Origin of the sequence: Plantibacter sp. CFBP 13570, assembly GCF_014841395.1 — a bacterium.
Classification (GTDB): domain Bacteria; phylum Actinomycetota; class Actinomycetes; order Actinomycetales; family Microbacteriaceae; genus Plantibacter; species Plantibacter auratus.
This window is the reverse complement of record NZ_JACYTW010000012.1, coordinates 41,505-65,882: the sequence shown is the minus strand read 5'-3', so window position 1 is coordinate 65,882 and position 24,378 is coordinate 41,505. Positions and strand designations below refer to the sequence as shown.

Annotated in this window: 20 protein-coding genes; all 20 read right to left on the bottom strand. The window is 68.6% G+C overall.

Going from position 1 to position 24,378, the window contains the following annotated elements:
- Positions 1-55 precede the first annotated feature (55 nt).
- The 20 genes from IFT89_RS06625 to IFT89_RS06530 all read right to left on the bottom strand — a co-directional run bounded on the left by IFT89_RS06625 (position 56) and on the right by IFT89_RS06530 (position 24,308).
- Positions 56-1,093, bottom strand: coding sequence for a quinone-dependent dihydroorotate dehydrogenase (locus tag IFT89_RS06625; RefSeq protein WP_202938548.1), 1,038 nt, complete (start codon positions 1,091-1,093; stop codon positions 56-58).
- Positions 1,094-1,096: 3 nt separating this feature from the next.
- Positions 1,097-1,579 carry a transcriptional regulator NrdR gene (gene nrdR / locus IFT89_RS06620; protein WP_064296987.1) on the bottom strand — a complete coding sequence of 161 codons (483 nt, stop codon included), beginning with the start codon at positions 1,577-1,579 and terminating at the stop codon, positions 1,097-1,099.
- Entirely contained in the window at positions 1,579-2,949 is a 1,371-nt protein-coding gene (gene hisD / locus IFT89_RS06615; protein WP_192017909.1) for a histidinol dehydrogenase, read from the bottom strand. The genes nrdR and hisD overlap by 1 nt, the downstream gene beginning before the upstream one ends.
- 61 nt (positions 2,950-3,010) lie before the next feature.
- Entirely contained in the window at positions 3,011-6,475 is a 3,465-nt protein-coding gene (dnaE, locus tag IFT89_RS06610; protein ID WP_194718966.1) for a DNA polymerase III subunit alpha, read from the bottom strand.
- A gap of 191 nt (positions 6,476-6,666) precedes the next feature.
- Positions 6,667-7,590 (bottom strand): RluA family pseudouridine synthase, encoded by a 924-nt coding sequence (locus IFT89_RS06605; protein ID WP_192017907.1) that lies wholly within the window; start codon positions 7,588-7,590, stop codon positions 6,667-6,669.
- Positions 7,587-8,267: a signal peptidase II gene (lspA, locus tag IFT89_RS06600; RefSeq protein WP_079706010.1), complete on the bottom strand. Its 681-nt coding sequence runs from the start codon at positions 8,265-8,267 to the stop codon at positions 7,587-7,589. Before lspA ends, IFT89_RS06605 begins: the two co-directional genes overlap by 4 nt.
- On the bottom strand, positions 8,227-8,868 hold the full coding sequence (locus IFT89_RS06595; RefSeq protein WP_079706011.1) for a DivIVA domain-containing protein: 642 nt from the start codon (positions 8,866-8,868) through the stop codon (positions 8,227-8,229). Before IFT89_RS06595 ends, lspA begins: the two co-directional genes overlap by 41 nt.
- 174 nt (positions 8,869-9,042) lie before the next feature.
- A complete protein-coding gene (locus IFT89_RS06590; RefSeq protein WP_064296991.1) occupies positions 9,043-9,339 on the bottom strand; it encodes a YggT family protein in 297 nt (98 codons plus the stop codon).
- 7 nt (positions 9,340-9,346) lie between these two features.
- The gene (locus IFT89_RS06585; RefSeq protein WP_064296992.1) at positions 9,347-9,862 is read right to left on the bottom strand and encodes a cell division protein SepF; all 516 of its coding nucleotides are present in this window, start codon (positions 9,860-9,862) and stop codon (positions 9,347-9,349) included.
- A gap of 44 nt (positions 9,863-9,906) precedes the next feature.
- Positions 9,907-10,620, bottom strand: coding sequence for a YggS family pyridoxal phosphate-dependent enzyme (locus tag IFT89_RS06580; RefSeq protein WP_307783462.1), 714 nt, complete (start codon positions 10,618-10,620; stop codon positions 9,907-9,909).
- Positions 10,620-11,876 carry a cell division protein FtsZ gene (ftsZ, locus tag IFT89_RS06575; RefSeq protein WP_137241624.1) on the bottom strand — a complete coding sequence of 419 codons (1,257 nt, stop codon included), beginning with the start codon at positions 11,874-11,876 and terminating at the stop codon, positions 10,620-10,622. Before ftsZ ends, IFT89_RS06580 begins: the two co-directional genes overlap by 1 nt.
- Positions 11,877-12,035: 159 nt before the next feature.
- Complete coding sequence (locus IFT89_RS20730; protein ID WP_202938547.1) at positions 12,036-13,130, bottom strand: FtsQ-type POTRA domain-containing protein; 1,095 nt, start codon at positions 13,128-13,130, stop codon at positions 12,036-12,038.
- Positions 13,131-13,140: 10 nt separating this feature from the next.
- Entirely contained in the window at positions 13,141-14,553 is a 1,413-nt protein-coding gene (murC, locus tag IFT89_RS06565; RefSeq protein WP_194644653.1) for a UDP-N-acetylmuramate--L-alanine ligase, read from the bottom strand.
- Positions 14,554-14,580: 27 nt separating this feature from the next.
- Positions 14,581-15,678, bottom strand: coding sequence for a UDP-N-acetylglucosamine--N-acetylmuramyl-(pentapeptide) pyrophosphoryl-undecaprenol N-acetylglucosamine transferase (locus tag IFT89_RS06560; RefSeq protein WP_202938546.1), 1,098 nt, complete (start codon positions 15,676-15,678; stop codon positions 14,581-14,583).
- On the bottom strand, positions 15,675-16,868 hold the full coding sequence (gene ftsW / locus IFT89_RS06555; RefSeq protein WP_228498104.1) for a putative lipid II flippase FtsW: 1,194 nt from the start codon (positions 16,866-16,868) through the stop codon (positions 15,675-15,677). Before ftsW ends, IFT89_RS06560 begins: the two co-directional genes overlap by 4 nt.
- An 88-nt stretch (positions 16,869-16,956) precedes the next feature.
- A complete protein-coding gene (murD, locus tag IFT89_RS06550) occupies positions 16,957-18,468 on the bottom strand; it encodes a UDP-N-acetylmuramoyl-L-alanine--D-glutamate ligase (protein ID WP_137241619.1) in 1,512 nt (503 codons plus the stop codon).
- Positions 18,465-19,562: a phospho-N-acetylmuramoyl-pentapeptide-transferase gene (mraY, locus tag IFT89_RS06545; protein WP_086473215.1), complete on the bottom strand. Its 1,098-nt coding sequence runs from the start codon at positions 19,560-19,562 to the stop codon at positions 18,465-18,467. Before mraY ends, murD begins: the two co-directional genes overlap by 4 nt.
- Positions 19,559-20,965, bottom strand: a complete 1,407-nt coding sequence (locus tag IFT89_RS06540) for a UDP-N-acetylmuramoyl-tripeptide--D-alanyl-D-alanine ligase (protein WP_192017903.1) — start codon at positions 20,963-20,965, stop codon at positions 19,559-19,561. The genes mraY and IFT89_RS06540 overlap by 4 nt, the downstream gene beginning before the upstream one ends.
- Positions 20,965-22,509, bottom strand: coding sequence for a Mur ligase family protein (locus tag IFT89_RS06535; protein WP_307783461.1), 1,545 nt, complete (start codon positions 22,507-22,509; stop codon positions 20,965-20,967). Before IFT89_RS06535 ends, IFT89_RS06540 begins: the two co-directional genes overlap by 1 nt.
- A gap of 26 nt (positions 22,510-22,535) precedes the next feature.
- Entirely contained in the window at positions 22,536-24,308 is a 1,773-nt protein-coding gene (locus IFT89_RS06530) for a peptidoglycan D,D-transpeptidase FtsI family protein (protein ID WP_137241616.1), read from the bottom strand.
- Positions 24,309-24,378: the final 70 nt, after the last annotated feature.

Genomic DNA, 24,378 nt, shown 5'->3' with positions numbered 1-24,378 from the left:
ACGCCCGCCGGTCCCAGACCGGCGGGCGTTCGTCGTCGATGACGCGTGGTGCCGCTCAGCGGCCGGTTCGAGCCAGCCGGTCGAGCCCGCGGTTGATGTGCCTCGCCCAGAGCGGCCCGCGGTAGAGGAACGCCGTGTAGCCCTGCACGAGGGTTGCTCCTGCGTCCAAGCGCTCCTGGACGTCTTCGGCGGTGTCGACGCCCCCGACCGAGATGACGCACAACTCCGGGGGCACGATGGCCCGGATGCGCCGCAGGACGACGAGCGAGCGGGCGGCCAGCGGTGCACCGGACAGTCCGCCGGCCCCGGCCGCCTCGACGATGGCGGGATCGGTGGTCAGTCCGTCGCGCGAGATGGTCGTGTTCGTCGCGATGACGCCGTCCAGGCCGAGTTCGACGACCAGCTCTGCGATGCGGTCGACCTCCGCATCGCTCAGGTCGGGCGCGATCTTGACGAGCAACGGCGTCGAACCGCCGGCGGCGCGGACGGCCTCGAGCAGCGGCGCGAGCTGGTCGAGCTCCTGGAGGCCGCGGAGCCCAGGGGTGTTCGGCGAGCTGACGTTGACCACGAGGTAGTCGGCCACGGGCGCGAGGAGCGTCGCGCTCCGGACGTAGTCGGCCGTGGCGTCGGCGACGTCCACGACACGGCTCTTGCCGATGTTCACGCCGAGGACGGGTCGGCGGCTCACCCGCGCGGTCCGTTCGAGCCGACGCCTGGCCTGGTCGGCTCCCCCGTTGTTGAAGCCCATGCGGTTGACGACCGCCCGATCGGCGATGAGTCGGAACAGCCGGGGCTTGGGGTTGCCCGGCTGCGGGATCGCCGTGATCGTGCCCACCTCGACATGGCCGAACCCGAGGAGTCCGAGGCCGAGGACGCCCTTGCCGTCCTTGTCGAAGCCGGCGGCGACACCGAACGGGGTCTCGAACCGCAGCCCCAGCGTCTCCACCGACTGGTCGAGTCGCGGCGCCGTCCAGCGCCTGATGACGGGGCCTAAGCCGGTCGCGGGAAGCGAGCGGATGACGTCGAAGGCCAGGTGGTGTGCGCGTTCGGGATCGAGCTTGGACAGCACCTGCGAGAAGAGGAAGCGGTACACGGCTCAGAGCTCCTCGGACGGCACGGGGGCGGCACCGGAAGCGTGCTCGACGCGGAGCAGCGCGATCGCGGACTCGAAGTCGTCGAGCGACTCGAAGGCCTGGTACACACTGGCGAAGCGGAGGTACGCGACCTCATCCAGCTCCCGCAACGGCGCGAGGATCGCCAGACCGATGTCGTTCGCGTCGATCTGCGACGCGCCGGTGGCGCGGATGGACTCCTCCACCCGCTGAGCCAGCACGGCGAGGTCGGAGTCCGTCACCGGGCGGCCCTGGCAGGCCTTGCGGACACCACTCACGACCTTCTCCCGGCTGAAGGGCTCCACCACGCCGGAACGCTTGATCACGCCGAGACTCGAGGTCTCCATGGTGCTGAAGCGCCTCCCGCACTCGGGGCACTGCCGGCGTCGGCGGATGGCGAGTCCGTCGTCGCTGGTGCGCGAGTCGATCACACGGGAATCCGGATGGCGGCAGAACGGGCAGTACATCAGCGGGCTCCCTCGGGGGTGGTGGGGGCGGCGGTGTCGTCCGCCGCACGGATCTCGGCATCGACGAGCCCGAACCGGGCCGTCACCGCCTCACCGTGCGCCGGCAGGTCCTCCGAGCCCGAGAGGGCGACGATGTGGGCCGCGACCTGACGGAGCGCCGGTTCGTCGTACCGGACGACCTGCTGCGGCCGGAGGAAGGTGAACGCTCCGAGGCCCGAGGAGAACCGTGCCTGGCCGCCCGTCGGGAGGACGTGGTTCGACCCGGCCAGGTAGTCCCCGAGGCTCACCGGGGTGTGGTCGCCGAGGAAGATCGCGCCGGCGTTGGTGATGGCGCCGAGGAGCGACTCCGGGTCGCGTGTCTGCACCTCGAGGTGCTCCGGTCCGTACGCATTGCTGAACGCCACGGCGGCCTCGAGGTCGTCGACGAGCACGATCGCCGATTGCGGCCCGCCCAGGGCCTCGACGACGCGCGCTCCGTGACGGGTGCCTGCGGCGTACCGCTGCAGCCACTCCTCCACCGCGGTGGCGAGCGCAGCACTGTCGGTGACGAGCAGCGATGCCGCCGCCTCGTCGTGTTCCGCCTGGCTGACGAGGTCGGCTGCGACGAGCCGGGCATCGGCGCCGGCGTCCGCGATGACCAGGATCTCGGTGGTCCCGGCCTCGGCGTCGATCCCCACCTGCCCCTTCACGAGGCGTTTGGCGGCCGCCACGAAGATGTTGCCGGGACCGGTCACGACGTCGACCGGGTCGAGGGCGAGGTCGGGTACCCCGTAGGCGAACGCACCGATCGCTCCGGCGCCGCCCATGGCGTAGACCTCGGTCACCCCGAGCAACCCTGCGGCACCGAGGATCGTCGGGTGGACGCGGCCGCCGAACTCGCGCTGCGGGGGCGAAGCGAGCGCCACGGAACCGACGCCGGCCTCCTGGGCCGGCACGACGTTCATGACGACACTCGAGGGGTAGACGGCCTTCCCGCCCGGGACGTAGAGGCCGACACGGCCGACCGGGGCCCAGCGCTGCACGACGGTCGCGCCGTCGGCGAGCTCGGTCGTGCGCTCCGGCGGGACCTGCGCTCTCGTGGCGGTCCGGACCCGGTCGATGGCCTCCACGAGCGCGGCGCGCACGGCCGGCCCGAGTGCCGTGACGGCGGCGTCGATCTCGGCCTGTGGGACGCGGATCCGCTCGGGGCGTCCCCCGTCGAACCGGTCTGCCTGCGCCAAGAGGGCCTCGGAACCGTCCGCTCGGACGGCGTCGATCAGCGCCTGCGCGGCATGCGCTGCCGCGGTGATGTCGACGACGGGACGGGGCAGCATGTCCAGGAGCTCGGTGCGGCTCGGCCGCACTCCCCTGAGGTCAATGGTGGTGATCATGGCCGTCACAGCCTATCGTCCGCAGCGGTCCGTCCCGGCTGCCGCCCGCCTCCGAGCGGGGTCAGCCGAGACAGTTCGGGCCGAGCAGGGACTTCAGCTCGCCGAAGAGTCCGGACGAGAGACTGACGCGATGGGGCAGCTCGAACACCCGCGCGATCTCGCCTCGGATGAGCTTCAATCGGACCTCGGTCGACCCAGCGTGCCGCGTCAGCACGTCGCTCAGCGTGGTCACCGTCTCGGTCGTCGCCCGGGCGTCGGCCATCGACAGCTGGAGCATGCGGTCGGCACCGGCCTCGGGCAGTTCGGGCGAGAAGATGCTGTACGCGTGGAGGTTCATCCCGTCGTCTCGGACACTGACCCGTCCGCGGACCACGACGATCGAGTCGCCGACGAGTTCGGAGGCGAACTCCTGATACGCCTTACCCATGAACATGGCGGTCATCTCGCCGCCGAAGTCCTCGACCTGGATCATGCCGTACTGGTTGCCGGAGGCCTTGGCGATCCGATGCTGGACACTCGTGACGAGCCCCGAGATCACGACGGTCTCGCCGTCCATGCCCTCGGAGGTCATGAGGTCGGTGATGGTCGTCGTGGCGTGCTTCGCCAACTCGATCTCGAGTCCGGCCAGCGGGTGGTCCGAGACGTACAGCCCCAGCATCTCCCGTTCAAAGTTGAGCTTGTCGCGCTTGCTCCAGTCGGGACGCGCGGGGACGCTCGCGAGCGGCACCTCGCCGACCTCGGCGAACAGGCTGTCGAAGTCGAAGCCGATGCTCCCGGACGCCTCGGCACGCTTGTCCTTCACGACCGAGTCGACGGCGTCCTCGTGGATCTCGTAGAGCGCACGTCTGCTGTCGCCCATGGAGTCGAACGCGCCGGCCTTGATGAGCGACTCGATGGTCCGCTTGTTCGCCACCGGCAACGGCACCTTGCGGAGGAAGTCGTGGAACGAGGTGAACCGGCCCTCGCGCTCGCGTGCCTGCCGGATGAGCTCCACGACGTTCGAACCGACGTTGCGGACGGCACCCAGACCGAACCGGATGTCCTCCCCGACTGCGGCGAAGAACCCGATGGACTCGTTGACGTCGGGCGGCAGGACCTGGATCCCCATGCGGCGGCACTCGTTGAGGTAGAGCGCCATCTTGTCCTTGGAGTCGCCGACACTCGTCAGCAGACCGGCCATGTACTCGGCCGGGTAGTGCGCCTTGAGGTACGCCGTCCAGTAGGAGATGACCCCGTAGGCGGCGGAGTGCGCCTTGTTGAACGCGTAGTCCGAGAACGGGAGGAGGATCTCCCACAGCTTGTTGACGGCCTCCATCGAGAAGCCGTTCGCGACCATGCCGCCGGAGAAGCCCTCGAACTGCTTGTCCAGTTCGGACTTCTTCTTCTTACCCATCGCACGACGGAGGATGTCGGCCTGCCCGAGGGAGAAGCCGGCGACCTTCTGCGCGATCGCCATCACCTGCTCCTGGTAGATGATGAGGCCGTAGCTCGTCGACAGGATCTCGGAGAGCGGTTCCTCGAGCTGCGGGTGGATCGGGGTGATCTCCTGGAGGCCGTTCTTCCGCAGCGCGTAGTTCGTGTGCGAGTTCGCGCCCATCGGCCCGGGCCGGTACAGGGCGATCAGCGCCGAGATGTCCTCGAAGTTGTCGGGCTTCATGAGGCGCAGCAGCGCGCGCATCGGTCCGCCGTCGAGCTGGAACACCCCGAGGGTGTCGCCTCGGGACAGGAGTTCGTACGCACCGCGGTCGTCGAGTTCGAGGTCTTCGAGGACGAGTTCGATGTCGCGGTTGCTCTTGATGTTGTCGAGGGCGTCGTTGATGATCGTCAGGTTGCGCAACCCGAGGAAGTCCATCTTGATCAATCCGAGGGACTCGCACGCCGGGTAGTCGAACTGCGTGACGATCTGGCCGTCCTGCTCGCGCTTCATGATCGGGATGATGTCGATGAGCGGGTCGCTCGACATGATCACGCCGGCCGCGTGCACGCCCCACTGGCGCTTCAGGTTCTCGATGCCGAGCGCGGTCTCGAAGACGGTCCGCGCCTCCGGGTCGGTGTCGAGGATGCCACGGAGATCGACCGCCTCCTTGTACCGCGGGTGCTTGGTGTCGAGGATGCCCTCGAGCGGGATGTCCTTGCCCATGACCGCCGGCGGCATGGCCTTCGTCAGCTTGTCGCCCATGCCGAACGGGAAGCCGAGGACGCGCGACGAGTCCTTGAGCGCCTGCTTGGCCTTGATGGTGCCGTACGTGACGATCTGCGCGACGCGCTCGTCGCCGTACTTCTCGGTGACGTACTTGATGACCTCGCCGCGGCGACGGTCGTCGAAGTCGACGTCGAAGTCGGGCATCGACACGCGGTCGGGGTTGAGGAACCGCTCGAAGATGAGGCCGTGGCGGAGTGGGTCGAGGTCGGTGATCTGCATCGCATACGCCGCCATGGAACCGGCACCGGAACCACGACCAGGACCGACCCGGATGCCGTTGCGCTTCGACCACTGGATGAAGTCGGCGACGACGAGGAAGTACCCGGGGAAGCCCATTTGCACGATGACGCGCGTCTCGTAGTTCGCCCGTTCCCGGACGTCGGCGGGGATCCCGTTCGGGTACCGCAGGTTCAGCCCGGTCTCGACCTCCTTGATGAACCAGCTCTCCTCGTTCTCGCCCTCCGGCACGGGGAATCGCGGCATGTAGTTGGCCGAGGTGTCGAAGGCGACATCGCACCGCTCGGCGATCGCGAGGGTGTTGTCGCACGCCTCGGGATACTCGCGGAACAGCCGGCGCATCTCGTCCGCGGACTTCAGGTAGAACTCGTCGGCGTCGAACTTGAACCGGTTCGGGTCGTTGAGGGTGGAGCCGGACTGCACGCAGAGGAGGGCGGCGTGGGCCTTGGCGTCCGCGGCGTGCGTGTAGTGGAGGTCGTTCGTCGCGAGGAGCGGGAGACCGAGGTCTTTGGACAGCCTGATGAGGTCGGCCATGATCCGGCGCTCGATCCCGAGCCCGTGGTCCATGATCTCGCAGAAGTAGTTCTCCGCGCCGAAGATGTCACGGAAGTCAGCCGCGGCCTTGACCGCTTCGTCGTACTGGCCGAGACGGAGTCGCGTCTGCACCTCGCCGCTCGGGCATCCGGTCGTCGCGATGAGGCCGGCGCTGTACTGGCTCAGGATCTCGCGGTCCATGCGCGGCTTGAAGTAGTACCCCTCGATCGACGCCTTCGACGAGAGCCGGAACAGGTTGTGCATCCCCTCGGTGGTCTCCGAGAGCAAGGTCATGTGGGTGTAGGCGCCGGCGCCGGAGACGTCGTCTCCCCCACCGTCGCCCCACTTGATCCGCGTCCGGTCGCCGCGCGCGGTCCCCGGGGTGATGTACGCCTCGGTCCCGATGATCGGCTTGATCCCGGCATCGGTCGCCGTGCGCCAGAAGTCGAAGGCACCGAACATGTTGCCGTGGTCGGTCACGGCGACGGCGGGCATGCCCTGCTCGACCGCGGCCTGGATGAGCGGCTTCACGCGGGCTGCTCCGTCGAGCATCGAATACTCGCTGTGGACGTGCAGATGGACGAACGAATCGGTGGACGTGGGCACGGACGGCGCCTCCGGGGATCGTGCTGTGGGGTTCGGCGCGGACGCCGAGGTGGTCTGTGCTCCAGCCTAACCGTCACCGCTGACGGTCGACTCCTGCGACGTCGTCACGCATGGCGCCGGGAGGGCTGGGCGTCGGTTCAGTCGAGTTCGAGCACGGACAGGGCGTGCTGGAGGTCCGCCGGATAGGCAGCCTCGAACCGCACGAACTCCCCCGTGGCCGGGTGGGCGAACCCGAGCTTCGTGGCGTGGAGCCACTGGCGGTTCAGCCCCAGCCGCGCTGAGAGCGCAGCGTCTGCTCCGTACATCGCGTCGCCGACGCAGGGGTGCCGCTGGGCCGCCATGTGCACGCGGATCTGGTGGGTGCGGCCGGTCTCCAGGTGCACCTCGAGCAGCGAGGCGTACGGGAACGCCTCGAGCGTCTCGTAGTGCGTGATCGACGGCTTGCCGTCGGCGGTCACGGCGAACCGCCAGTCGTGACGTGGATGGCGGCCGATCGGTCCGTCGATGGTGCCGGCGAGTGGATCGGGATGCCCCTGCACCACAGCGCGGTAAATCTTCTCGACCTCGCGGTCGTGGAAGGCCCGTTTGAGCCAGGTGTAGGCCCGCTCGGTCTTCGCGACGACCATGAGGCCGCTCGTCCCGGCGTCCAGCCGATGGACGATGCCCGCGCGCTCGGCGGCTCCCGAGGTCGAGATACGGAAGCCCGCCGCCGCGAGGGCGCCGAGCACCGTCGGGCCCTCCCAACCGACCGAGGGATGCGCCGCGACGCCCGCAGGCTTGTCGACGACGACGATCTCGTCGTCGTCGTGGACGATGCCGAGGTCGGGGACGGCGATCGGGACGATCACGGCCTCCCGCCGAGGCGTCCATTCGATCTCGAGCCAGGCGCCGCCGAGCAGGCGATCGGACTTGTCGACCGACTTCCCGTTCATGGTGACACCGCCGGCCAAGGCCACCTCGGCAGCGTAGCTGCGCGAGAAGCCCAGGAGCTTGGCGAGTCCGGCGTCGACGCGCTCGCCGTCGAGTCCGTCGGGGACGTACAGACTGCGGGACTCGTTCACGGGCGACCTGCGTCCGGGCTCGCGTCGCCAGGCTCCGCAGGATCGAGGACGGCCGCGTCGGCTTCGGCCTCGCGGTCCTCCGCCTCCTGGGCGGCTCGTTCACTCGCTCGCGTCGTGCGCGTGCCGTCGAGGTTGACACCGAAGAGGGTCAGGAGGATGAACAGCGCCATGCTGACCACGATGCAGATGTCGGCCACGTTGTAGATCGCGGGGAGCATCCAGGGCGTCGAGATGAAGTCGACGACGTGGCCGAGGCCGAAGGACGGCTCTCGGAAGAGGCGGTCGGTCAGATTGCCGAGCACGCCGCCGAGGAGCAGACCGAAGACGATCGCCCACGCACGCGAACGGATGCGGCGCGCGAACCAGACGATGACGACGACGACGACCGCGGCGAGGATCGAGAAGATCCAGGTGTAGCCGGCCCCCAGCGAGAAGGCGGCACCCGAATTCTTGACGAAGTACAGGACCAGCGCCTGTCCGAAGACGGGGACGGACTCACCGACCGTCAGGTTGGTGGTGACGAGGAACTTGGTGAACTGATCGGCCGAATAGGCCACGACGGCAACCAGCGCCAGGACTGCAAGAGTCCTGGCGCTGGCCTTCGACGGTGATGCGGGAGACAACCGGGTGTCTGCGCTAGACCGCTGCGCTGTCGGCGGTGACGCCGGACTTCGCATCGGGTGCGGAGCTCGACGACGAGGCGTCGAGGTCCTTCAGCTGACCCTCGATGTAGCCGCGGAGCTGCGAGCGGTACTCACGCTCGAAGTTGCGCAGCTCGTCGATCTTGTGCTCCAGCACGGAGCGCTCCTGCTCGAGGATCTGCATCTGTGCGCGCTGCTTGGCCTCGGCCTCGGCGACGACGCGTGCCGCGGTCGCGTGACCTTCGGCGATGAGTGCGTCGCGACGCTGAGCGCCCTCTGCGACGTGCTCGTCGTGCAGGCGGCGGGCCAGCTGCAGGAGGTTGTTGGAGCTCTCGGCCGTGTTGTCGGTCGACTCGGCGGCGGGAGCCGCTGCGGGTGCGACGACCGGAGCCGGTGCGGGAGCGGGCTCAGCCTTTGCGAGCGCGGCGGGAGCGGAGGAGCCGCCCTTCTGCAGCTCGGCGACCTTGGCCTCGGCCGCGGTCAGCTTCTGTTGGACCTCGTCCTTCTCCTGGATGAGGCGACGCAGTTCGACGACGACCTCGTCGAGGAAGTCGTCCACCTCGTCCTGGTCGTAGCCTTCGCGGAACTTGGTCTGCTGAAACCGCTTCTGGACCACGTCTTCGGGAGTGAGCGCCATAGCGAACCACCTTCACTGTCGAATCGAAAATCTGTGTACAACGCCCCCACGCTAGCAAAGTCTGACCCAGTGGGTGAGACATGTTGTCAGCGTCGGAGCTTCCCGTCAGGTGACGGGCGTTCTATCGTAGCCGCACAATCGTCGCGAACCCTGCGCGGGCTCCGACGTCGGCGGCTACAGGAGCTGGACGAGCGTCATCGCGATGATGCAACACAGCATCGTCAGCGTCCAACCGAAGTCGAGCGCGACGGGACCGACCGCGACGCGCGGCAGGACACGTCGGAAGAACCGGATCGGCGGGTCGGTGACCGTGAAACTGAGCTCGGCGAGGACCAGGCCGACGCCCGACGGTCGCCACTGCGGGCGGAGTACCCGAGCCAGGTCGAGGATGAACCGCGCCCAAAGGACGAAGAAGTACAGGAGCAGCGCGAGATAGAGGATCGTGCCGATCACGGAGATGAGAGAAGCCACCCCTCGATTATGACTGAGCGAAGAAGGTCGCCTCGGTCGCTTCCGGTGCGCCCTGCCCGTTGTCGCCGGAAACGGCGACGTGCTCGGGCGAGAGCAGGAAGACCTTGCTCGTCACTCGCTCGATCTTCCCGTAGAGGCCCTGCGAGAGGCCACTGGCGAAGTCGATGAGGCGTCGGGCGTCGCCGTCGCTCATCTGGGAGAGGTTGATGATGACCGGGACACCGTCGCGGAAGCTCTCGGCGATGATCTGAGCATCGCGGTACTGCTTGGGGTGCACCGTGAGGATCTCGTTGAGGTCGGAGCTCGGGGCGACCGGCTGACGGACCGGGACCGGCTTGCGCAGCGGGGTCACGGGAGCGGCCTTCTCGACGCGCTCGACACGCTCTGCGCGCTCGGGACGTTCTGCCCGGCGAGGCTCGGCCTGCTGCGTGGGCTCGGCCTGGGCAGCGTGCTGCTGCTCGTACTCGAGATCATCGTCGGCGAGCCCGAGGTACACCATGGTCTTCTTCAGTGGGTTCGACATCGTTTCCTCCGTGATCTGCGGTCCTTGCACCTTCGAGATTAACGTCACACCGGACGATTCCCGGTGATTGCCGTGCCGATGCGTAGGTGTGTCGCGCCCGCTTCGATCGCCTCGACGTAGTCGTGGCTCATCCCGATCGACAGGCCGTCGGCCTGCGGAGCGAGGGATCGCACCCGCGCGGACGCCGTGACGACCCGCGCGAACGCGGCGGCCGGCGGCTCGTCGAGCGGGGCGACGGCCATCACGCCTCGCAGGAGGACGCCTTCGGCTTCGAGCGTCTCCGTGGCGAGCCTTTCCAGCGCCTCGTCGCCGACCACACCGCCGCGACCCGGGTCGTCGGTCAGGTTCACCTGGAGGAACACCTCGAGGAGGCGGTCCGGTGACGACAGCGCGCGCAGGAGTTCGGGCCGGTCCACCGAGTGCACGGCGTCGACGTATCGACGCACCTGCTTGGCCTTGTTCGTCTGCAACTGGCCGATGAAGTGCCACCGCAACCCGAGTCCGGCGGCCGCCTCGGCCTTGTCGCGGGCCTCCGGGTGTCGGTTCTCCCCCACGTCGGTGACCCCCGCGGCCGCGAGCTGCTGCACGAGTGCGACCGGATGGAACTTCGTCACGACGATGAGCGTCGGCTCGTGGGTGCGACCGGCCGCACGGGCAGCGTCTGCGACGCGGCCGCGGATCGCGGCGAGGCGATCGAGCAGAGCCGGATCGGGCTCCGAAGAGCCCGATCCGGCCGGGGTGATCGTGTCGCCGCCCACTACTTCAGGAAGTCGGGGATGTCCAGCTCGCCCTCGTCGTCGAACGAGGGGTCGACGACGGCGGTCTCGACGACCGCATCGGGTTGACGGTGCGTCGCACCGGAGAAGGGCGAGGACGCGTTCTGCCTGGAGCCCCAGTCGCCACCCGAGGCGACCGGTGCCGCAGCAGGCGCCGAGCGGTGCTCGGACGACTCGGAGGCCGTGTTGGCCGAGGTGCTGATCGGAGCGCTGGGCGCCTCGTCCGAGGTGCTCATGACGCCGCCGGAGATGACCGCGTCGGCCGGTGAAGCAGCCGTCCTGGTGAGGGGCTCGCCACCGTCGAATCCGGCGGCGATGACCGTCACGCGCACCTCGTCGCCGAGGGTGTCGTCGACGACCGCACCGAAGATGATGTTCGCCTCGGGGTGCACGGCCTCCTGGACGAGCTTGGCGGCGTCGTTGATCTCGAAGATGCCGAGGTTCGAGCCACCCTGGATGGACAGCAGGACACCGTGGGCGCCCTCGATGCTCGCTTCGAGCAGCGGGGAGGCGACGGCGAGTTCAGCCGCCTTGATGGCACGATCAGCGCCACGCGAGGAACCGATACCCATGAGGGCGGAGCCGGCCCCCTGCATGACCGACTTGACGTCGGCGAAGTCCAGGTTGATGAGGCCGGGGGTGGTGATGAGGTCGGTGATCCCCTGGACACCGGCGAGCAGCACCTGGTCGGCGGTCGCGAACGCCTCGAGCATGCTGATCCCGCGGTCGCTGATCTCCAGCAGGCGGTCGTTCGGCACGACGATGAGCGTGTCGACCTCCTCCTTCAGGCGGGCGACGCCGAGCTCGGCCTGGGCCTGACGGCGACGACCCTCGAAGCCGAACGGCTTCGTGACGACACCGATGGTCAGCGCACCGATCGACTTCGCGATCCGCGCCACGACGGGTGCGCCACCGGTTCCGGTACCGCCACCCTCACCGGCGGTGACGAACACCATGTCGGCGCCGGCGATGGCCTCTTCGATCTCCTCGGCGTGATCCTCCGCCGCACGGCGTCCGACCTCGGGGTCGGCACCGGCGCCGAGGCCGCGGGTGATCTCGCGGCCGACGTCGAGCTTGACGTCGGCATCGCTCATCAGCAGCGCTTGCGCGTCCGTGTTGATGGCGATGAATTCCACGCCTCGGAGGCCGAGCTCGATCATGCGGTTGACCGCGTTGACACCGCCGCCGCCGATACCGACGACCTTGATGACGGCGAGGTAGTTCTGGTTTGTAGTCACTTCAGGCCTCCGTGAGAACTCTCAACCTCTAGTTAAGGTTTAAAGTTATGCTGCGTATGCATTTTCTGTCCTGAGCACGACGTTAGGGCCCAGCCCCGACCGTGTCGGGACGCTTCCGGGCGTGTCGGCACATCGACGGGAATATCCCGGTGCGCTTCCTCAGCGGACGATCGCGGCGGACGGCGACGACACGTCGTACTGGTTCACCTGGGACGGGTCGGTGGCCGCCATCGTGGTCGCGAGGATCCGCGCTTTCAGGACCGAGTCCTCCGCACTCCCCCACACGACCTCGGCGGGCGAGTCCACGAGCGTGAGGGTGACGTCGTCCGCGGTCGACGCCGAGACCGACGCCACGCGGGCGCGGAGATCCGTCGGGAGCGCCCGAATCACCGCGGCCGCGGCGACGAAGCCCTTGGAGGTCGGGCCGCCGGTGACCATGAGCGTCGGATACCCGGCGATCGGCTGGTCGCTGCGCTCGATCGTGACCCCGGCTGCATCGACCAGGGTGTACACCGATCCGGACTGCAGCACACCCACCGGTTCGCGTTCGACGATCCGCACGACGAGTGTGCTCGGGGGCTGGGATTCGAGGGAGTAACTCGCGATGAGCGGGTATCCGACGAGCACCGCCTTGACGGCTCCCGCGTCGACCAGTGCGAGTGGGCGACCCAGCTGGTCGCTGAGCGCCTCGGTGATCTCGGCCTGGTTCACCCGGCTCGCACCGACGACCTCGATGGACCGGACGGCCAGCAGCGGCGAATAGGCTCCGGCGAGCGAGACGACGATCAGGACGCCGAGGATCGCGGCCGCGATCACCCACGGACGGTGGCGGCCGCGCTTGCGGGCCGTGAACCGACGGATCTCCTGGCGTTCGTGACGACGTCGCAGCTTGGCGGCCTCACGCGGGGTGAGGAACGCCTCATCCTCCGGTTCGTCCGGGCGCTCCAGGGTCGCCGTCGCCGAGGCGGAGGACGCCGCCGCCGGTTTCGCGTCGACCTTCGACGATGGTGCCGGCGTCGATGAGGCCGACTTCGACTTCGCCTTCGACTTCGAGCCCGACGGCTGGGACGGTGCGCCGGCACCCGACCGCTTCGGCCGGAGCCGCGCGGCGTCCAGTTCGATGACGTCCGTCTCCTGCTCGGCGATGGGCTCAGCAGGCGCGCCGGCGCGGTCCACCGGCGCGGACGCCGACGGTCGCGTCTGACGCTCGGGGCGCGGGCTGGCCGCGGGGTCGAAGCCGTCCGGGCGTTTCACCGGACGCCCATCAGACGGACTCGCGACCGGCGATGGCCTCGAGGAGCTGCGGCACGATCCGATAGACGTCGCCACATCCGAGCGTGATGACGAAGTCGCCGGGTCGCACGACCGTCGCCGTGTAGTCCGCGGCGCGCTGCCAGTCGTCGATGTATGCGACGCGGTCCGCGTCGGAGAACCGGGTCGACACGGTCGCACCGGTCACACCGGGCTCGGGGTCCTCGCGCGCGCCGTAGACCTCGAGCACGACCGTGTGGTCGGCGTACCGTTCGAGGGCGTCGGCGAACTCCTGGGCGAACAGGCGGGTCCGGCTGTACAGATGCGGCTGGTGGACCGCGATGATGCGTCCGTCGCCGACCACCGTGCGCGCTGCGGCGAGGGCGGCGGCGACCTCGGTGGGGTGGTGCGCGTAATCGTCGTAGACGCTCACACCGTCGACGACACCGTGCAGTTCGAATCGACGCTGCGTCCCGCCGAAGGCGGTGATACCTCGGAGCGCGTCCGCCGGGTCGAACCCGACACCGACGAGGACCGCGAAGGCGCCGGCCGCGTTGATGGCGTTGTGGCGCCCGGGCACGCGGAGTGTCGCCGCGTAGCTGGTGCCCTCGTAGCTGAGCTGGAACGAGACCGGGCCGGTGGAGCCGACGTCGTGCAGTCGGACGTCCGCGTCGGCGGCCTCTCCGAAGGTCAGCACGCGTTTGCCGTCGGCGGCCGCGCGGAGCGCCGGGGTGATCCGGACCGCGCCGGCGTCGTCCGAGGAGATGACGACGAGTTCGCGTGCCTGCTGGGCGAAGGTCACGAACGCCTGCTCGAACGCTTCGAGCGAGCCGTAGTGGTCCAAGTGGTCGGGGTCGATGTTCGTGATGAGCGCGACGGCCGTGTCGTAGAGCAGGAACGAACCGTCGGACTCGTCCGCCTCGACGACGAACAGTTCTCCGGCGCCGCGGGCCGAGCTCAGCCCGAGGGACTCGATCACGCCACCGTTGACGAAGCTGGGGTCGGCACCGAGCTCCAGGAGCGCCGTGATGATCATGCCGGTCGACGTCGTCTTCCCGTGTGCCCCCGCGACGGAGATGAGTCGCGTACCGGAGGTCAGCCACGCGAGCGCCTGCGACCGGTGCAGGATCGTCAGACCCCGTTCCTTCGCGAGCAGGTACTCGGGGTTGTCCGCCCACAGCGCTCCGGTCACGACGAGGGTGTCCGCATCACCGACGTTCTGCGCATCGTGGCCGATGGCGACCGGGACCCCGAGTTCGCGGAGGGCGTCGATGTTCTTCGACTCGCGCACGTCCGAGCCGGTCACGCGTGATCCGGCGCTCACGAACAACCGTGCGACGCCGCTCATCCCGCTGCCGCCGATGCCGACGAAGTGCACGACGCCGAGGTCGGCGGGGATCTCGACGGTGGGGTCTGGCTTGATCACGGTGTCACGCTTTCTGGGAAGACTGGATCACCGGCCGCGCACGCGCTGCACCGATGGTTGGAGCGCCTCATCGATGAGGGCGATGACGCGAGCCGTGCCGTCGGAGACACCGACGCTCTTGGATTGGGCGGCCAGGTCGTCGACCCGGTGCCGATCGCTCAGCAACGGGACGAGGTGCTCATGCACCCAGGCCGGCACGAACTGCGCGTCATCTACCATAACCGCTCCCCCGGCCCGCACGACGTCGGCGGCGTTGAAGCGCTGCTCACCGTTGCCGACCGGATAGGGCACGTAGACGGCCGGCAGTCCGACCGCACACAGCTCGCTGACCGTGGCGCTGCCCGCACGCGACACCGCGAAGTCGGCTGCGGCGATGGCGAGCTCCATCCGGGAGCAGTACTCGAGCAGGTGGTAGTGGTCGACACCCGGATCCGAGATCTCGCTCTTCGCACCCGTGATGTGGAGCACCTGCCAGCCGGCCGCGACGACGTCCTCGGCGCTCTGACTCATCGTCGCGTTGATCCGTCTCGCGCCGAGCGAACCGCCGGTGACGAGCAGCAGCGGTCGGTCCGACACGAGGCCGAACTCGGCGAGGGCCGCCGGCCGGAGCGTCTCGCGGTCCAACTCCTCGATCTCGCGACGCAGCGGCATGCCGACGAAACGTGCATTGCGGATGGGCGTGTGGTGGAATGCGACACCGACGTAGGGCGTGTACCTCGCACCGAGTCGGTTCGCGAGGCCTGGACGCGCGTTCGCTTCGTGGATGACCAGCGGGACGCCGGCGCGCCTGGCCGCCGTGTACGCCGGCGCGGCCGCGTAGCCACCGAAACCGATCACGACGTCCACGCGGTGCTTTCGGATCATCGCGACGACGGCTGCGACCGCCCGGCGGAGGCGACCGGGGAAGCGGAGTGCGTCGATGTTCGGACGGCGGGGGAAGGGCAGTTTGGGGATCGTGAGCAACTCGTAACCGCGTTCCGGGACGAGTCGAGCCTCAAGGCCCTCCGCCGTGCCGACGACGAGGATCGTCGCTTCAGGGTCTCTGGCGCGGAGTCCGTCGGCCACCGCCAACAGCGGATTGACATGGCCGGCGGTGCCGCCGCCGGCGAGAAGGTAGGTGGTCATCGGGTGACTCCGGAGGATTGGGGACGTCGAGCGGGTGACCGACGGGACTGCTGGGACGCGGGGCGCCCCCGCTCCCGGGCGAACGACAGGACGATCCCGATCGCGACGAGGGTGGTGAGCAGCGCCGTGCCGCCCGAGGACAGGAGTGGTAACGGCACGCCGAGCACCGGGAGGACTCCGAGGACGACGCCGATGTTCACGAGTGCCTGGCCGATGATCCAGGCCATGATGGCGCCGGTGGTGATCCGGACGAAGGAGTCGTCGCTGGTACGGATCACCCGGATGAACATGACGGCGAGGAAGACGAACAGCCCGAGGACGAGGACGGCGCCGATGAGGCCCAGCTCCTCGCCGATCGCCGCGAAGATGAAGTCGTTCGAGATCGCCGGCAGCCACCCGTACTTCGCGCGCGAGTTGCCGAGACCGACGCCCCAGAGGCCGCCGTTCGCCAGCGCCCACGTGCCGTGGGTCGACTGCCAGTCGGCGTTCTCGTAGTCGCCCTTGCCGTCGCCGAAGAACGCCATGATGCGCTGCATGCGGTTGGCGCTCGTGACGGCCATGATGAGGAACAGCACAGCCCCAGCGACCACCGGGATCGCGATGTAGCGCAGTCGCACTCCGGCGAAGTACAGCGCCGAGAACACGATGAGGGCCATGATCACGACGGTACCGAGGTCGCCACCGAGCAGGACGAGGCCGATGGAGAGACCGGCGAAGGGGATGACCGGGATCAGGGCGTGCTTCCACTCGAGGAGACGCGGTTGCTTGATCGTCAGCACGAGCCCGAGCCACACGACCAGCGCGAGCTTGACCGCTTCCGAGGGCTGCGCGGTGAAGCCGCCGATCTCGATCCAGTTGCGGTTGCCGCCGATCTCGTAGCCGAGCGGTGTGAAGACGAGCAGTTGCAGGCCCATCGCGACGAGGAGGAACACCCACGCCCACTTCTTCCAGAACCGTGCCGGGAAGCGGCTCACGATCAGCATGAGCGGGACACCGATCATCGCGAACGTCGCCTGGCGCCAGAACAGCCCGAAATACCCGTCGCCGGCTTCGTAGGACTCGACGGAGGACGAGGACAGCACCATGACGAGCCCGAGCCCGACGAGGAAGAGGGTGACACCCAGCAGGAGGAAGTAGTTCTTCGACTCCGGACGCAGCACCTTGCCCAGCGAGATCCGCGCACTCGACATGCCTCTCGGCGACGTCGGCGCGTCGGGTGTCCCACTACCTGAGGCGGTCCCCATCATCCGGGACGACGACGACCGCACGCGGCGCGGGTCAGCGCGAGGCGGATCGATCATCCGCCTCACCTCCCAGCTCTGCTTCGACGGCGGCCTGGAACAGGCGACCACGGTGCCCGTAGTCCGTGAACTGGTCCATCGAGGCGGCTGCAGGAGCGAGGAGCACGGTGTCCCCTGCCTGCGCGACCTCGGCGGCCCGGCGAACGGCCTCCGGCATGACGTGTTCAGTCTCCGCTGCGTCGACCTCGATGACGGTCAACGTCGGCGCGTGTCGCGCGAATGCCGCGAGGACCTCCGAGCGGTCGGCGCCGATCACGACGGCCGCGCGCAGGTGGTCGGCGTGCCGCTCCACCAGACGATCGATCGAGACGCCCTTCAACAGGCCTCCGACGATCCACACCACCGAGCGGTAGGCGGCGAGCGATGCGTCGGCGGCGTGCGGGTTGGTGGCCTTCGAGTCGTCGATCCAGTCCACCTCGAGCCTCCGGGCGATGAGCTGGATCCGGTGCGCGTCCAGACCGAACGACAGCAGGGTGTCGCGCACGGCCTCGACCGTGATGCCGGCGGCCCGGGCGAGTGCCGCTGCCGCCAGGATGTTGGCGACGATGTGCGGGGCGGCGAGCCCGCGCTGGGCGAGCGCTTCGACCGTCGTGATCTCGAGGGCGCTCGTCCGACGGTCGTCGAGGAACGCGCGGTCGACCAGGATGCCGTCCACGACGCCGAAGTCGCTCGGTCCGGGGACGTCGAGGCCGAACCCGACGGCGCGGGCACCGTCGACGACCTCGGCCTCCTCGACCATCGACATCGTCGCCGCGTCAGCGCGGTTGTAGACGCACGCGACCTTCGTGTTCTCGTACACCACGGCCTTCGCCGCCCGGTACGCCTCGGCGGAGCCGTGCCAGTCGAGGTGGTCGTCGGCGAGGTTCAGGCAGACGCTGGCGAGCGGTGAGACGATGCTCCGACCGCCCTGCAGGCCGAGGGTGTGCAACTGGTAACTCGAGAGCTCGACGACGAAGAAGTCGAAGCCCTGCGGATCACGGACGGCGTCCAGGACCGGGACGCCGATGTTGCCGCAGGGCGCCGCGCGGAAGCCCGCCTCGACGAGCATCGACGCCGTCAGCTGAACGGTCGTGGTCTTGCCGTTCGTGCCCGTGACGCAGATCCACTCGGCCGGGGTGCCGACCTTGTCGCGGACCCGCCAGGCGAGCTCGATGTCGCCCCAGACGGCGACCCCGGTCGCCTGTGCCCAGGTGACGACGGAGTGGTCGGGGTGGAATCCGGGTGAGACGACGACGAGTTCCGGAGCGAACTCGACGAGCTCGGACGGAACGGTCGACAGGTCCCGCTGGATGAGCCGCGCACCGATGACGCCGACGAGTTCGGCGCGTTCGTCCGCGGCCTCGCCTGCCAGGACCAGTACCTCCGAGCCGAGCTCGGTGAGCGTGTCGGCGACGGAGAACCCGGTCATCCCGAGCCCCAGGACGGCGACCCGGAGTCCCCGCCAGTCGGCGTGCCAGCTCCGGAGTCCGTCGAGGCGCTCGGCGCTCAACGGCTCAACCACTCGAGGTAGAAGGAACCCACACCCGCGGCGACGAGCAGACCACCGATGATCCAGAATCGGACGACGACGGTGACCTCGGCCCAACCCTTGAGTTCGAAGTGGTGGTGGATGGGGCTCATGAGGAAGATGCGCTTGCCGTGGGTGACCTTGAAGTAGGCGCGCTGCACGATCACCGAACCGGCCTCGATCACGAACAGCCCACCGACGAGCACCAGGAGGAGCTCGGTCTTGCTGAGGATGGCCAGAGCCGCGAGCGCTCCACCGAGCGCCAACGAACCGCTGTCACCCATGAAGATCTGCGCCGGCGAGGTGTTCCACCAGAGGAACCCGATGAGCGCGCCCACGATCGCCGCCGCGACCACGGCGAGATCGAGCGGGTCCCGGACGTCGTAGCACTTGTACGCCACGTCGGAGGCGAGCGAGGAGCTGAAGCACGACTGGTTGAACTGCCAGAACCCGATGATGATGTACGAGCCGATCGCGAGGATCGAGGCGCCGGTGGCCAGCCCGTCGAGCCCGTCGGTGACGTTCACACCGTTCGACGTCGCAGCCACGATCACCGAGGTCCAGAGGATGTAGAGCAGGATGCCGATCACCGGGATGCCGATCGCCATGAAGTTGATCGGGATGTCGCGGATGATCGAGATGTTGGTCGACGCCGGGGTGAACCCCTCGGTGTTCGGGAAGTTGATCGCGAGGACGGCGAAGACCGTCGCGACGATGAGCTGTCCGGCGACCTTCGCCCACCCGCCGAGGCCGAGACTCTGCTTCTTCCGCACCTTCAGGAAGTCGTCGATGAACCCGACGATGCCGAGACCGACCATCATCAGCAGGACGAGGAGCGCCGAGACGCCGACCTGTTCCTGGAAGATCAGATAGCTCGCGAAGAAACCGACGAGGGTGCCGACGATGATGATGACGCCGCCCATCGTCGCGGTCCCGCGCTTCGTGTGGTGGCTCTGCGGTCCGTCGTCGCGGATGAACTGGCCCCAGGCCAGCTTGCGGAACGCTCTGATGAAGAGCGGGGTCAGGAAGAGGGAGAACGCCAGCGAGATCGCTCCCGCGGCCAACAGGACTCTCATGCGTACAACTCCCCCAGTCGATCGCCCAGCAACCGGAGTCCGGCCGCGTTCGACGATTTGACGAGCACGGTGTCGCCCGGGGCGATCTCCGCGCTCAAGTACGCGAACGCCTCGTCCGCGGTCGCGAAGTACACCGACTCCCCGTCCCACGACCCTTCGTTGATCGCGGTGATGTGCATGCGGCGGGCCTCGGGGCCGACCACGACGAGGCGGCCGATGCCGAGCCGGACGACCTGGAGCCCGATCCGGTCGTGTTCCTCGCCCGCCCAGTCGCCCAGTTCGCTCATGGCGCCGAGGACCGCGATGGTCCGGCCGCGTTCAGCACCGATCTGGGCGAGGGTCCGGATGGCGGCCGACATCGAGTCGGGGCTGGCGTTGTAGGCGTCGTTGATGATGGACACGTCGTCGCGTCCACCGAGGGGCTCCATCCGCCAGCGCTCCGCCCGGCTCACGCTCTCGAGGGCGTCGACGATCAGGTCGATCTCCCCACCGAGTTCGTGGGCGGCTGCGGCCGCGGCGAGGGCGTTCATGACGTGGTGCTCGCCGAGCACCTTGAAGCGGACGGGCGCAGAGGAACCGTCGGGCAGGTGCAGCGTGAACGCGGTTCCGGACGCCGTCGCGACGATGTCGGTCGCGCGAACGGCGGCGCGATCGTCGAGGCCGAACCAGAGCACGCGTGCCCGGGTGGCGTCGGCCATGCCCGCCACCCGTGGATCGTCGAGGTTGAGGACGGCGACGTCCTCCGGGAGCAGCTCGGACACCATCTCGGTCTTCGCCGTGACGGTCGCTTCGATCCCACCGAACTCCCCCGCGTGGGCGAGTCCGACCTTCAGGACCACGCCGATGTCGGGCTTCGCCATGCGGATGAGTCGGGCGATCTCGCCGATGCCGCTGGCACCCATCTCCGCGACGAGGAACCGCGTCTCGTTCGTCACGCGCAGCATGGTGATCGGTGCACCGACCTCGTTGTTGAAGGAGGCCTTCGGGCTGACCGTCTCGCCGACCCGCTCGAGGACCGCGGCCAGGAGGTTCTTGGTCGTGGTCTTGCCGTTGGATCCGGTGATGCCGACGATCCGGAGTCGTCCGAGCGCGCGCACCCTCGAGATGACCTCGGTGGCGAGGGCGCCGAGCGCGGTCACGGAGTGCTCGACGACGATCTGCGGCACGGCGACGGCCAGTTCCCGTTCGACGATGAGCAGGGCGGCGCCGTTCGCGACCGCCGCATCCGCGAACAGGTGTCCGTCGGTCTCCTCGCCGGGCTTCGCGACGAAGATGTCGCCGGGCGTGATGAGTCGGGAGTCGGTGTCGGCGACGCCGGACACGACGAGGCCGGGGTCCGCCGAACCGGGGATCAGTCGGCCGTCGGTCGCAGCAGCGATCTCGGTGAGGGTCAGGTCGATCATCAGAGCCACCCTGCCTCTCGCAGCGCCTCACGCGAGTCGTCGCGCGCCGAGTACGGGAGCTTCACACCGGCGACCTCGTGGTAGTCCTCATGCCCGGGTCCGGCGTACAGGATGGTGTCGCCCTGACCGGCAAGCGCCAGCGCCGTGCGGAAGGCGGTCGCCGGATCGGCGACCTCGTGCAGCTCGCCGTCCGGCGCGGCTTCGCGGGCGGCCTCAAGGAGCACGCGTCGGATCGACGCCGGGTCCTCGCTCCGTGGGTGGAAGTCGGTGACCACCACGACGTCGGCACCCCGTGCAGCGATCGCACCCATGTCGCGACGCTTCGTCGTGTCGCGGTCTCCGTCGGCGCCGAACACCATGATCACGCGGCCCGGCGTGACGGCGCGGATGGCTGCGAGGGTGTTGAGGAACGCGTCGGGACTGTGCCCGTAGTCGATGTACACGACCGGGCCGCGGTCGCCACTGATCCGCTCGGCCCGCCCGGGGATGTAGGCGTCGATCCCACCGTCTCGTTCGAGGGCCTGGGCGATCATGTCGAACTCCACGCCGGACTCGACGAGCATCACGATCGCGAGCGCGGCGTTCGCCGCCATGAACCAGCCGAGCAGGGGCACGCTCGTCACCAGCACCCGGTCGCCGGGGCCGTCGAGTCGGAACGTCGTGGAGCCGGCGGTCTCCTCGAGGATCGTCATGCGCCAGTCGGCGTCGACCTCCGGGCGGGTCGTCAGGGTCGTCACCGGGATCCGGCTCTGCTCGACGAGTCGGCCGCCCCACTCGGAATCGATCGTGACGACACCACGTCGTGCGCGATCGGGTTCGAACAGCTCCCGCTTGGCCGCGAAGTACTCGTCGAAGTCGCCGTAGTCGTCGAAGTGATCGTGACTGAGGTTGGTGAAGCCGACGACGTCGAAGACGATGCCGTCGACGCGGTGCCTGGTCAGCGCCTGGGCGGAGACCTCGATGGCGACCGCGCGCACCTCGGACTCGCGCATGCGTGCGAGCAACGCGTGCAGCTCACTGGCCTCCGGCGTGGTGAGGGAGCTCGTCACCGCGAGCTCGCCGATGCGCCGCTCCGCAGTGGAACTCAGCCCGGAGACGATCCCGAGTTGCGCGAGCATGCCGCTCAGGAGGTAGACCACGCTCGTCTTGCCGTTGGTGCCGGTCACACCGAACAGCGTCGGCGGCTCTTCGGCGGTGCGGTAGACCCAGGCGGCGAGGTGGCCTAGGGCGGCACGCGGCTCCGGCACGACGATGATCGGCAAGCCGGCCGCTGCGGCCAGGTCTCGTCCGGCGTCGTCCGTCAGCACCGCGACGGCGCCGCGTTCCTTCGCCTGCTCGGCGTATGCGGCGCCATGGGCGCGGACACCCGGCATGCCGATGTAGAGGTCACCGGGCTCGACGGCACCGGAGCTCAGGCTGACACCGCTGATCTCCACGCCGTCGGCTGATCCGTGCAGGTCGAGGTCGAATTCGGTCACCAGCTGCGAGAGCGCCCGCCGTTGCGGATGTTCCGGCCTGAGGCTGATCGGGCCCTGATTGTTCACGCTGAGCCCATCCTTCATGAGGTCGTTCAAAAACTGAGCGGCAGGTTCGGTGCCGGCTCCGTGGACGGCTGCACTCCCCTGCTCTTCAGCACCTGGGTGGTCACATCCCGGAAGATGGGAGCGACTGCAGCCGATGAATTCATCTTAACCGGGTCGGCCAGGTTCACCGAAACGACGAACTGCGGTGCCTCTGCAGGAGCGAAACCGGCCATCGAGACGAGGTAGCTCGAGCTGTAGCCTCCATCGCCGTCGGGCTGCTGTGCGGTGCCGGTCTTCATCGCCACCCGGTAGCCGGGGACGTCGACGTTCTTGGCCACCCAGCTCTCCTGGTCGACCATCTCGAGCATGTCGCTGACCTGCTTCGCCGCGTCGGCGGAGACGACCTGGGTTCCGGTCGCGTCGGGGACGTCGGTCATGGTGCCGTCGGCGTTCCGGCAACCCTCGACCAGCTGGACGGGCATGCGGACACCGCCGTTCGCGATCGTCTGGTACAGACTGGCGCCCTGGATCGCGGTCGTCGAGAAGCCCTGACCGAACATGGTCGCGTAATCCGTCTGGTTGTCCCAGTCCGCTGGGTCCGCCATGAGGCCACCGGACTCGCTCGGGAAGCCGACCTCGGTCTTCTGCAGCTGACCGAACTTCTGGAAGTAGGCGTAGCGGGTGTCGGCGCTCATCTTCTCGCCGAACTGCGAGATCCCCGTGTTGGACGATTCGACCATGACACCCGACAGGGTGAGGTTCAGATCCGCGTGGAACTCGCTGTCGTTGATGTCGGCACCGTTCGAGGGCTTGTACCGGAACGGAGCGACCACTTGGGAGTTCGGGTTCGCGACACCCTGGTCGATGAGCGCCGCGGCGGTGAGCGACTTGTACGTCGATCCCGGTTCGAACGGCGCGGCGAAGGCCCGTGAGCCTCGGTCTTCGGACGGTGTCGCGCTGACGTTGCCGGGATCGACGGCCGGGTACTCGGCGACGGCGAGGAGCTTGCCGGTCTTGACCTCCATCACCGTGACGACGCCCCAGCTCGCACCGACCGCTTCGGCCTGCGCGGCGAGCGACTGCTGCGAGAACCACTGGATGTCCTTGTCGAGCGTGAGCACGACGTCGCCGCCGTCCTTCGCCGGCTTCGTCACCGTGGTGCCGGGGAGCGGGAGACCGCCGCTGCCCTTCTCGTACGTCGTGCGACCGTTCTTGCCGGCGAGGCAGGAGTTCTCCATGAGTTCGACGCCCGCCTGGGCCTCGCCCTCCTCGCCCACGAAGCCGACGATGTTGCCGGCGACAGCACCGTTCGGGTACACCCGGTACGGCTCCTCCTTGAAGGTCGTCCACGGGATCTCCAGTGCCTTGAGCGCTCGGAGCTGGTCGAGCGTGAGCTTCTTGGCGATGAGGGCGTAGAGCGAGTCCTTGTCCGCGGCGAGGGCGTCCGTGATGAGCGCGAGGACCTCCGGACCGGGCTTCCCGATGATCGCGCCGATCTCGTTCGTCGCCTGCTCGAGGGTGATCGTCTGCTCGCTGCCGTCGACGTCGCGCTCGAACGGGCCGGCGTCCTTCGGGGATGCCGCCATGCTGTAGCGCATGACGGCTTCGGCGAGCACCGAACCGTCGGAGGCGAGGATGCTGCCGCGGGTGGCGAGGATCGTGTCGCCCGTCTCGGTCTTCTCGAGGGATTCGGCGCTCAAGGCACTCGCGCGGACCACCTGGATGTCGACCAGACGGAGGACGAAGAGCGTCATCACGATGGAGACCGCGACGATGGTGAACGCGAGGCGTCGGCGCGTGGTCTTCGTGTGTCTCACCATGATGCCCGCACCGCGTCCTCTCCCGACGTCGCACCTCCGAGCAGGGCGTCGTCCTCCACCGTGAGCCGTC

What these genes read in the sequence shown, in the direction of transcription:
- nrdR (WP_064296987.1), bottom strand. Translation starts at nt 1,579, where the DNA reads ATGTACTGCCCGTTCTGCCGCCATCCGGATTCCCGTGTGATCGACTCG.
- hisD (WP_192017909.1), bottom strand. Translation starts at nt 2,949, where the DNA reads ATGATCACCACCATTGACCTCAGGGGAGTGCGGCCGAGCCGCACCGAG.
- dnaE (WP_194718966.1), bottom strand. Translation starts at nt 6,475, where the DNA reads ATGCTCGACGGAGCAGCCCGCGTGAAGCCGCTCATCCAGGCCGCGGTC.
- lspA (WP_079706010.1), bottom strand. Translation starts at nt 8,267, where the DNA reads ATGCGAAGTCCGGCGTCACCGCCGACAGCGCAGCGGTCTAGCGCAGAC.
- IFT89_RS06595 (WP_079706011.1), bottom strand. Translation starts at nt 8,868, where the DNA reads ATGGCGCTCACTCCCGAAGACGTGGTCCAGAAGCGGTTTCAGCAGACC.
- IFT89_RS06585 (WP_064296992.1), bottom strand. Translation starts at nt 9,862, where the DNA reads ATGTCGAACCCACTGAAGAAGACCATGGTGTACCTCGGGCTCGCCGAC.
- IFT89_RS06560 (WP_202938546.1), bottom strand. Translation starts at nt 15,678, where the DNA reads ATGACCACCTACCTTCTCGCCGGCGGCGGCACCGCCGGCCATGTCAAT.
- ftsW (WP_228498104.1), bottom strand. Translation starts at nt 16,868, where the DNA reads ATGTCGAGTGCGCGGATCTCGCTGGGCAAGGTGCTGCGTCCGGAGTCG.
- mraY (WP_086473215.1), bottom strand. Translation starts at nt 19,562, where the DNA reads ATGAGAGTCCTGTTGGCCGCGGGAGCGATCTCGCTGGCGTTCTCCCTC.
- IFT89_RS06540 (WP_192017903.1), bottom strand. Translation starts at nt 20,965, where the DNA reads ATGATCGACCTGACCCTCACCGAGATCGCTGCTGCGACCGACGGCCGA.
- IFT89_RS06530 (WP_137241616.1), bottom strand. Translation starts at nt 24,308, where the DNA reads ATGGTGAGACACACGAAGACCACGCGCCGACGCCTCGCGTTCACCATC.